Consider the following 9,160-nt stretch of genomic DNA (forward strand, 5'->3'; position numbering starts at 1 on the left):
GAGTCGGCTCCGGTGGAGTCGCCCCCGGGGCAGGCGGTCTCGGGGGATGCGGTCTCGGCGGATGCGGCGGTGCCCGCGTTCGTGGTCCGCGACGGGGAGTTGCGTGAGCCCGGCGCCGCTACTCGTCTGCCCGCCGCGGTGGAGCGGGCTGTGGGCACGGTCGAGCGAGAGCTGGCGCGGCGACCGTTCGCCGCACCCGAGGCCGACGACCTCGCCCGCCTCGGCCTGGGACCGAAGGAACTCGCGGCGGCCGAACGCGCGGGCAGGCTGGTGCGGTTGACCGAGGGCGTCGTCCTGTCCCCGGCCGCGCTGCCGGAGGCGGTGCGGGTGCTGAAAGACCTCGGCGAGCCGTTCACCGTCAGCCGCGCCCGCCGCGCCCTCGACACCACGCGCCGGGTGGCGGTGCCGCTACTGGAACGACTCGACGCCGACGGACACACCGTCCGCCGCGACGACGGCACACGAGTGCTGCGCGGTACACCCGAACAGGAATGACCCGCCTGCCCCATCTGCCCGCGAGTTGCCCTTTGCGGCGCGCGAGTTGCCCCTAGCTGCCTGCGAGTTGCCCCTGGCTGCCCGCGACCTGCCCCGGTTCGGCGGCGGTTGTCCGGGCGGCGGCGGGTGCGGTGTCCGGGCGGCGCGGCGAGCTCTCCGCCCGCGGCTGCGAATCCCTCGGGTACATGGGGGCAACTCGCGGACGGGAAGGGGCAACTCGCGGGCCGAAAGGGGCAACTCGCGGGCGGGGCAGAGCGGGTCAGACGTGGTCGCGGGGTACCGACGTGTGCCAGTTGCGGGAGAACACCCGTTCGCCGTTCTCGAAGGCGTCGAGCCGGGCGTGCACGATGAACTCCGTCGGGGTGCACGACAGCGACGTGTGCGTGACGGTGGAGACGTCCCACTCACCCCGTGAGAAGCGCATGGTCCAGTCCACCTGCCCACGTACGGACTCGAAGTCGTCGCCCACCCACTCGTAGTACTCGTCGGCGCGGCGGCCCATCTCCAGGTCGATGTCGTCGAGGTGGACCACACCCAGGTCCTTGACCACCTCCAGTGCGGAGCGGTACTCGACGAGATCCCGGGACACCGTCCACCGCCCGTCTCCCGGGCGCAGTCTCCGCACCGGCGTCGACGGAGTGCCCTCGGGCTCGTCGAACGGCTCCGGTGCCGCCTCACCATCGCGGACCGGGCGCATTGGCAGCACGACCTCGCTGCTCCCGGTGTGCACGGTCAACCGCACGGGCTCCGGCGGCGGCCACGCCAGCGGCCAGTACGACGTCGAGATCGACAACCGGATGCGGTGCCCGGCCGGGAACGCCTGCGCCACCCCGTTCAGGCCCACGCTGACCCGGTAGCGTCGCCCGGGCTCCAGCGGCTCCGGCCGGTCGTGCCCGTAGCGGTGGGTCAGGTTCAGCAACCCGTAGCTCACCCGCGTCGCCCGGCCCTCGGGGGACACGTCGGACAGCCGCACCGACACCATCGCGGTCGGGCGGTCGGCGGACAGTTCCAGGTGCACCACGGGCGAGCCCAGGATCTCGACGCGCTCGGTGAGCACGTCACTGTCGAACACGAGTGACCCGCCGTCCTCCTCGCGCTGGTCGTAGGGCAGGTCCGGCGGCGCGTTGTAGGAGCACCACTTTCCCGCGAACTGGCCCACCGACAGCGGCGACTCGATGGTCAGCGCTTCACCGGATGAGTCCGCGCGCGGTGACACCAGCGCGGTCGGATCGGCCACCGGGTTGCCCGCTGGACTCTCCACCAGGTCCTCGGTGGGGGACGGCACGGGTGACGGAGAGGCCAGGGTGTTGCGCAGGAGCGTGAAGGCCGTCGGCTCCACCCGTTCCGACGGCCACGCCGACTCACCGATCCAGCGGCCCGGCCGTTGTTCGTAGGCGGTGGCGGGCTTGGCGCTCTCCTGCATCCAGATCCGCAGCATCGGCTCGTCCATCACGCCGGTGTCGACGCCCTTGAGCCAGTGATCCCACCAGCGCACCAGTTCCTGGAGGAACCCGATCGCCGGTCCGGGTTTGCCCAGATGCGGGTACTTGTGCGACCACGGGCCGATCAACCCCTTGCGTGGCACGTCGAGGTGCCGCAGCATCCGGAACACCGCGTTCGAGTAGCCGTCGGCCCAGCCGCTCACCGCCAGCACCGGGCAGCCGACCGCGGAGTAGTCCTCGCACACCGACCCGTGCCGCCAGTAGTCGTCGCGCCGTTGGTGCCTGAGCCACTCGATCAGCCACGGCTCGCAGTGTTCCAGCCGGTGATGCCACATCTCGCGCCACCGCGTGCCCACCACGGCTGGGTCGGGCGGACAGGAGTTGTAGGCGAACATCACCGACGCCCACGACAGGTTGTCGGAGAGCAGGCAGCCGCCCATGTAGTGCACGTCGTCGGCGTAACGGTCGTCGGACGAGCTCAGCGTGACGATCGCGCCCAGGCTCGGCGGGCGGCGCGCGGCCAGTTGCAGCGCGTTGAACCCGCCCCAGGAGATGCCCATCATGCCCGTGTTGCCGTCACACCACGGCCGCTCGGCCAGCCACGCCAGCACCTCCTCGGCGTCGGAGAGCTCCTGTTCGAGGTACTCGTCCGACAGGAGTCCGTCGGAGTCGCCGCTGCCCCGCAGATCCACCCGGACTCCCGCGTAGCCGTGCCCGGCGAGGTAGGGGTGATGGATGGAGTCACGCTGGGCGGTGAGGTCGCGCAACCGGTAGGGGATGAACTCCAGGATCGCGGGCACCGGCTCCGTGTCCGACGAGAGGGGGCGCCAGATCCGGGCACTCAGCTCGGCGCCGTCGGACAGCGGAATCCGAACGGAGTCGTCGACCCGGGTGGTGTGGGGCAGTGTCGTGACCGTTCGCACGCATCTCTCCCGCTCGTCGTGTCAGGAAGCGGTGCGCGCGACATCGACCGGGTCGGCACCGTCGGCACCGTCGACGTCGTCGATGTCGAAGCGCAGCGCGCGCACGCACCGCTCGTACTTGTCGTTGAGTTCCGTTTCGTCCCGCGCCGCCACGTGGACGTCGGCCAGCTCGTAGCTGTAACTGTCCTGGTTGTACTGTTCGGACAGTCGGGTTCCCTCACTGGTGGTCAGTTCCACCACCACCCCGGGAATCTCCCGCTCGATCTCCGCGATCTCCTCGTCGGTGGGAACGCGGCGCACGATGCCGTCGGTGAACCGGCGCAGGAAGCACTTCGCCGCCACGCCGTACTCGCCCTGCCGGGACGGCATGCGCGGGTCCCTGCCGAGTGCCAGGCTCACCATGCAATGCAGATTGGACACGCCGTCGACGTGCTCGAACAGCCGGGCGTGTGACTGGGAGATCCGCGGGTTCACCTCGAGCACCCACACCCGGTCGGTGTCGGTGTCGACAAAGAACTCGATGTCGAACGTCGTCGAACACAGGTCCATCCGCGTGGCCACCCGCTCGGCGACGTCGGTGACCCGTTCGATCAGATGCGCGGGCAGCGTCGAGGGGTACTGGTAACGCAGGAAGCTGGAGGTGCCGGGGTAGTTCACCGAGTCGATCACCCCGTAGACGTGCGGCCGGTCGTGGTGGCGGTAGCCCTCGACGGTGACCTGCCTGCCCCCCACGGCTTCCTCGACCAGGCACGTCTCGGCGTCCACCTCGGTGACCTCGGGCGGCAGCGCCACCCGCTCCAGCACCGCGTCGAACGGCCCGCCCACATCCGCGATCCCGGCGCGGATGTGGGTGAGCGCCTCGGCCAGTTCTCCGAGGCCATCGACCTCGAAGGCGAGTTTCGACGAGGCCGACTTGACCGGCTTGATCCACACCGGGTAGTCGACCCCCGAGGGCAGCACCGGTTCGTCCCGTACCGGGTCGAGCAGGCCGAAGCGGGGATAGGCATCGACGACCTCGGCCTGTTCCAGCCTGCTCCAGTACTTGTGCTCGCACTTGACGATCGACTCGAGACTGGTGCTCGGCAGGCCGTACTCCTCGCACAACACGGGCACCAGCGAGGTGACGGGAAAGTCCCAGTAGCCGGTGATCGCGTGGATCGGGCCGTCGAAGGCCGCGAGGCGCTCCCGGGCGTGGTCGAGACAGCTCCGGAAGTCGGTCTGGCCGATGCGGACCTCGGAGACGTCGAGCAGCGCGTGAAAGCGCAGCTCCTCAGCGCCGGGGAGTCGTTCGAGCAAGGCGCGGTTCGTCTCATCGAGACCGAGTACGAACACATTCTGGGGCACGCGCCCACCTCCACGACATCTCATTCCCGGACGCCGTCCCTACCGCCCGGGTACTACAGGAAACCCGCGCTCAGGATGACCACCTGATGGGGGAACGAAACTCTTCGTGCCGTTCCGTGCCGGTGCGGTCGCGCACACCGTGCCACCGCACTCAGCGCACGTCTCGGGGGCGGAACTGGATGCTGATGCGCGGTCCCACGGGCCGCGTCGTCTTCGGTATCGCGTGCTCCCACGTCCGCTGGCAGGACCCGCCCATCACGATCAGATCGCCGTGGCCGAGGCTGTGCCGCACGGTGGCGCCACCGCGGCGGGGCCGCAGGAGCAGCGGCCGGGATGCGCCGACGGACAGGATCGCGACCATGGTGTCCTCCCGGCCGCCCCGGCCGATGCGGTCGCCGTGCCAGGCCACGCTGTCGCGTCCGTCCCGGTAGTAGCAGAGCCCGGCCGTGCGGAACGGCTCGCCCAGCTTGCCCTCGTAGTGGGCGGTCAACGCCGCGCGGGCGGTGTCGAGCACCGGGTGCGGAAGCGGGTCTTTCTCGCCGTAGAAGCACAGCAGGCGGGGCACGTCCACGGTGCGCTCGTACATCCTCCGGCGCTCGGCCTGCCACGGCACTCCGTCCGCCAGCCGTTCGAACAGCACGTCCGCCCCGGTAAGCCAGCCGGGGAGCACGTCGATCCACGCGCCGTCACCGAGCTCGGTGCGCCGAATCCCGGCGAGCGGACCCAGCCGCGGGTCCTCGGCGGTGTCGAACAGCGACCCCTGCAATGCGCGTTCCATACCGCGAGCCTACGCCGGGTCGAACGTGTGTTCTACCGCGAAGCCGGTGCGGTAGGTTTCTCCTATGGCATCGATGACACGTTTGTACTGCGGCGTGCCGGTGACGGACCGGGTCGCCGCGCTGGAGTGGTTCGAGGTGTTCTTCGGACGCCAAGCAGACGAGGTCGTCGACGGCGAGGTGCTCTGGCGGATCACCGACAGCGCGTGGGGCTTCGTCGAGGAGAGCGCCGAGCGGGCGGGCCGGGCCGTGCTGACGCTCGAGGTGGACGACTTCGACGAGATGCTGGCCCGTCTTGTCGCCCACGGGATCGAGCACGAGCCGGTGGCGAGTTCCGGGAACGGCGTGCGCCATGTCGCCGTGTTCGATCCGGACGGGAACAGCCTGTCGCTCGCCGAGGCCCCCACCCGCTGAGTCCGGGGCGAGCCGGCCGCCTCACTGCCCGGGGCACCGCCCGGAATGAACGGTTCGGGTGCGGCGTTGCCGCAGGAGTACGCCGACACCGAGCGCCAGGAGGAAAACCGATGGCGACGGTCGAACTGACCAGCACCAATTTCAAGGACGTCGTCAGCGCGGAGGGCACCGTGCTCGTGGACTTCTGGGCGTCGTGGTGCGGCCCCTGCCGCACGTTCGCTCCGGTCTTCGAGCAGGCCTCGGAGCGGCACACCGACATCACCTTCGGCAAGGTCGACACCGAGGCCGAGGTCGAGCTCGCGCAGACCTTCGGGATCTCCTCGATCCCCACGCTGATGGCCGTCCGCGACGGCGTCGTCCTCTACGCCGAGCCGGGGGCGCTTCCCGCCCCCGCGTTGGAGGAGCTCATCGAGAAGGTCAGCGCGGTCGACATGGACCAGGTCCGCCAGGAGATCGCCGAGGCGAGCTGAGATCTCGCCGCGTCGGCTGTCCGCGCCGACGACTGAGGGGCCGGTGCCGGGGTAGTCCCCTCGCGTGGACGCCGACGAGACGCCCGTGAGTTCCCACCGGTGGGAGCGCGCATACCCGGTCCGGGTCGAGGCCCGTCTCGACCCGGACCTCTCGCGCTGGCTCTGGCTGGTGAAATGGCTGCTGGCGGTGCCGCACTACCTGGTGCTGGCACTGCTGTGGATCGCGTTCGCCGTGCTCACGCTGGTGGCACTGGTCGCGATCGTGGTCACCACGCGGTATCCCCGCGCGCTGTTCGATTTCAACGTCGGGGTGCTGCGCTGGACCTGGCGGGTGCACTACTACGCCTACGCGGCGCTGGGCACCGACCGCTACCCGCCGTTCACCCTCGCCGACGTCCCGGACTACCCCGCCCGCCTGGAAATCGCCTATCCCGCACGCCTCTCGCGCGGGCTCGCGCTGGTCAAGTGGTGGCTGCTGGCGATCCCGCACTACATCGTCGTCGCGGTGTTCACCGGGAGCGGGCCCTGGTGGTTCGGCGGCACCGCCGACACCGACGGCGCGGACGGCGGCGGCGTGCCCTGGAGCGCGGGCGGGCTCATCGGCGTGCTGGTGCTCATCGCGGCCGTGGTGCTGCTGTTCACCGGCCGCTACCCGAAACCCGTCTACGACTTGGTGCTCGGCCTGGACCGCTGGGTCGTGCGGGTCGCCGCATACGCGACGCTGATGACCGACCGTTACCCGCCGTTCCGCTTGGACCTGGGCGGGCACGACCCCGCCGGGCCGATCCCGGGTGGCCGGGTCGAGCCCACACCGCCCGCTCCGCACGGCGGCTGGACGGGAGGGCGCGTGGCGGCCACGATCACGGGCTCGGTCCTGGCCCTGGCGGCGACCGGAGTGCTCAGCGGCGGTGGGGCACTGCTGTGGGCCCATACGGCCGAGCGCGACGCCGACGGCTACCTCACCGTGCACGACACGGTCAGCACCTCGACCTCCGCCGTGACCGCCGAGCACGTCCGGCTCGGCGGGCAGTGGCGCGACACGCTCGGCGACATCCGCATCCGCGCCCGCGCGCTCGCCGGTACGGGTCCGGTCTTTCTCGGTGTGGCTCCCGCCGCGGACGCCGAGCGCTATCTCGCGGGGGTCCGGCGTGCGGAGATCCGCGAACTCGGGCAGGACGGGGTCGTGGTGCGCCCGGGAGGGCCGTTGCCCGGTCCGCCCGGCGAGCGCGCGTTCTGGACCGCGCGGGAGAGTGGCACCGCCCCCACCGTGACCCTGCCCCCGGGCGGCGGATCGTGGACCGTCGTGCTCACCGAGGCCGACGCGCGCGCAGGCTTGGACGTGCGTGTCGAGGCGGGGGCGACCGTGCCCGCCCTGCCGTGGATCGCGGCGGGGGTGCTCGCCGGGGGCGCGGTCCTGCTGGCGGGTGGGGCGACCCTGATCGGGGTCGCCGTCCACCGTGCCGCGCGGCAACGGGAGTGAGTACCGGATCGAGGACGGGGCCCGGCCCCTTCCGTGCTCGGGGCGTGGTTTCCCCGGTGCGCGGCGCCTACAATCGCACCATGCACGAACCGGGACAGGTCACGGAGGTGCCCGACGTCGTCGGTCTGGGAGCCGACGACGCCTGCGAGATCGTGCGCCGCGCCGGACTGGTCCCCGTGCCGCCCGAGGGGGTCGCCGAGTTGCCGATGAGTGGCATCGTGACGGCCCAACGCCCCGTCGGCGCCGCTGGAGCGGTCACCGGCGGCGAGGTGGTGCTGTGGGTGCACCCGGGCCGGGAGGCCTCGGTGGGGGCGGGTGTGACCGGCCCGGTCGAGTCGGGTTCCCCGGACCCTGTCTGAGCACCGCGCGAGCCGGGAGGGGCCCCACGTCCTACACGGGTGACGGTACGATGCGAGCAAAAGTTACTCGCCGGTAACGGCCGGTTCCGCGCCGCGTCGGGTGGTGGCGGAAACGCCGCGACCGCGCCCCGCCACCCGTGAAGGAGCTACCGTGCCCACACTCGACCGTCGCGACGACGTCTTCCTCCTCGACCTCGGAGACGGGGAGAACCGGTTCCACCCCGACTGGCTCTCCTCGGTCGAGTCCGCCCTGGACGAGGTGGAAAGCGCCGACGGCCCGAGGGCGCTGGTCACCACCGCGACCGGCAAGTTCTACTCCAACGGACTCGACCTGGACTGGCTCGCCGCCCATGGCGACCGGTACCACGACTACGTGGTCGGCGTGCACCGCCTGTTCGCGCGGATGCTCTCGGCGCCGGTGATCACGGTGGCGGCGATGCGGGGCCACGCGTTCGCCGCCGGAGCCATGCTTTCCCTGGCCCACGACTTCCGCGTGATGCGTGCCGACCGGGGCTTCTGGTGCCTGCCCGAGGCCGACATCAACATCCCGTTCACCCCGGGGATGTCGGCGCTCATCCAGGCCAGGCTGACGCCGTCGACCGCGCACGAGGCGATGACCACCGCCCGGCGCTACGGCGGCCACGACGCGGCCTCGGCGGCCGTCGTCGACCACGCGGTGGACGATGAGGCCGTGGTCCCGACCGCGCTGCGGATCGCCCGGGAGCAGGCGGGCAAGGCCGGGCGCACGCTGGCCACGATCAAGTCCCGGATGTATGCCTCCGCGCTGCGGACGCTGCGCGACGAGGAGAACCCGCTCGGCTGAGTCAGCTACCTGCCCGGCCGGGTACGAGGCGCGCGGCCCACTCGCCGGCACGGTCGAGTTCGCCGTCGAGGAGCGGGCCGGCCGTCGCGGTGACGTAGAAGCTCTGCGGCGCGGTCGCCGGCACCTGCCCAGCCCGGCGCAGCCGTTTCATCACGCCCTTCGCCGCCGAGCCGGGAAGACGTGGACGGTTGATCTTCGTGTCGAACGCGGCCACGCGCACGCCGCGTGGCAGGCGCACCTCGTCGAGCCACTCCCGCACACCGCGTCCCCGAGAGACCGGCTCTCGTCCGTGCTCGCGCGCCTGCTCGGCCGCGTCGCGGCGGGTCGACTCCCGGCTGAGCCCGAAGGCGTGCGTGGGCGCGCCCACCACGAGAAGGTCAGTGGCGTCGTCGACCACACCGGGCGCGCTGCCCACCTCGCGCACCTCCACCTCGGCGTGCGGGGCGAGTGCGGCGCCGATTCCCCGGGCCACGGCCTCGGTGTTGCCGAAGGCCGACTCGAACACGACGAGCGCGCGCATCGGAATTCCTTCCCGTCCACTCGGTGCGGGTCAGCAGAGGCCGTGCGGCGCGGGCCTCGCGCTGCGGGACTCGCCCGGGCGTGTCCGGGGCGGGGGAGCGCACCGCTGGCGCGG

At 71.6% G+C, this 9,160-nt stretch carries 10 protein-coding genes; 6 read left to right on the forward strand and 4 right to left on the reverse strand.

All coding sequences use genetic code 11. The features are described from left to right. On the forward strand, positions 1–495 hold a 495-nt coding region (locus SACSA_RS23860), incomplete at its 5' end, for a SelB domain-containing protein (RefSeq protein WP_232213015.1). 259 nt (positions 496–754) lie between these two features. Here SACSA_RS23860 and SACSA_RS0119200 read toward each other — a convergent pair. From SACSA_RS0119200 to SACSA_RS0119210, 3 genes are all read right to left on the reverse strand, one after another. Continuing rightward, on the reverse strand, positions 755–2,860 hold the full coding sequence (locus tag SACSA_RS0119200; protein WP_019819369.1) for a CocE/NonD family hydrolase: 2,106 nt from the start codon (positions 2,858–2,860) through the stop codon (positions 755–757). Positions 2,861–2,881: 21 nt separating this feature from the next. Then, complete coding sequence (locus SACSA_RS0119205) at positions 2,882–4,204, reverse strand: ATP-grasp domain-containing protein (protein ID WP_048877007.1); 1,323 nt, start codon at positions 4,202–4,204, stop codon at positions 2,882–2,884. A gap of 151 nt (positions 4,205–4,355) precedes the next feature. Next, the gene (locus SACSA_RS0119210; RefSeq protein WP_019819372.1) at positions 4,356–4,982 is read right to left on the reverse strand and encodes an alpha-ketoglutarate-dependent dioxygenase AlkB family protein; all 627 of its coding nucleotides are present in this window, start codon (positions 4,980–4,982) and stop codon (positions 4,356–4,358) included. Positions 4,983–5,055: 73 nt separating this feature from the next. Here SACSA_RS0119210 and SACSA_RS0119215 point away from each other — a divergent pair, with 73 nt between their 5' ends. From SACSA_RS0119215 to SACSA_RS0119235, 5 genes are all read left to right on the forward strand, one after another. Next, the gene (locus SACSA_RS0119215; protein ID WP_157597055.1) at positions 5,056–5,394 is read left to right on the forward strand and encodes a VOC family protein; all 339 of its coding nucleotides are present in this window, start codon (positions 5,056–5,058) and stop codon (positions 5,392–5,394) included. A gap of 110 nt (positions 5,395–5,504) precedes the next feature. Further along, positions 5,505–5,864 carry a thioredoxin gene (gene trxA, locus SACSA_RS0119220; RefSeq protein ID WP_019819375.1) on the forward strand — a complete coding sequence of 120 codons (360 nt, stop codon included), beginning with the start codon at positions 5,505–5,507 and terminating at the stop codon, positions 5,862–5,864. A gap of 85 nt (positions 5,865–5,949) precedes the next feature. Then, positions 5,950–7,344: a DUF4389 domain-containing protein gene (locus SACSA_RS0119225; protein ID WP_028662049.1), complete on the forward strand. Its 1,395-nt coding sequence runs from the start codon at positions 5,950–5,952 to the stop codon at positions 7,342–7,344. 80 nt (positions 7,345–7,424) lie between these two features. Then, positions 7,425–7,703 (forward strand): PASTA domain-containing protein, encoded by a 279-nt coding sequence (locus SACSA_RS0119230; RefSeq protein ID WP_028662050.1) that lies wholly within the window; start codon positions 7,425–7,427, stop codon positions 7,701–7,703. Positions 7,704–7,854: 151 nt separating this feature from the next. Continuing rightward, positions 7,855–8,526, forward strand: a complete 672-nt coding sequence (locus SACSA_RS0119235) for an enoyl-CoA hydratase-related protein (protein WP_019819378.1) — start codon at positions 7,855–7,857, stop codon at positions 8,524–8,526. Position 8,527: 1 nt separating this feature from the next. On the opposite strand, the gene SACSA_RS0119240 is transcribed toward SACSA_RS0119235, so the two are convergent. Further along, positions 8,528–9,046, reverse strand: a complete 519-nt coding sequence (locus tag SACSA_RS0119240) for a flavodoxin family protein (RefSeq protein ID WP_019819379.1) — start codon at positions 9,044–9,046, stop codon at positions 8,528–8,530. Positions 9,047–9,160: the final 114 nt, after the last annotated feature.

This window comes from Saccharomonospora saliphila YIM 90502, from assembly GCF_000383795.1.
In the GTDB taxonomy this organism is placed as follows: Bacteria; Actinomycetota; Actinomycetes; order Mycobacteriales; family Pseudonocardiaceae; genus Saccharomonospora; species Saccharomonospora saliphila.

Excerpts from the sequence above, each read along its gene's own strand:
- SACSA_RS0119210 (WP_019819372.1), bottom strand. The coding sequence starts at position 4,982 with ATGGAACGCGCATTGCAGGGGTCGCTGTTCGACACCGCCGAGGACCCG.
- SACSA_RS0119215 (WP_157597055.1), top strand. The coding sequence starts at position 5,056 with ATGACACGTTTGTACTGCGGCGTGCCGGTGACGGACCGGGTCGCCGCG.
- trxA (WP_019819375.1), top strand. The coding sequence starts at position 5,505 with ATGGCGACGGTCGAACTGACCAGCACCAATTTCAAGGACGTCGTCAGC.
- SACSA_RS0119230 (WP_028662050.1), top strand. The coding sequence starts at position 7,425 with ATGCACGAACCGGGACAGGTCACGGAGGTGCCCGACGTCGTCGGTCTG.
- SACSA_RS0119240 (WP_019819379.1), bottom strand. The coding sequence starts at position 9,046 with ATGCGCGCGCTCGTCGTGTTCGAGTCGGCCTTCGGCAACACCGAGGCC.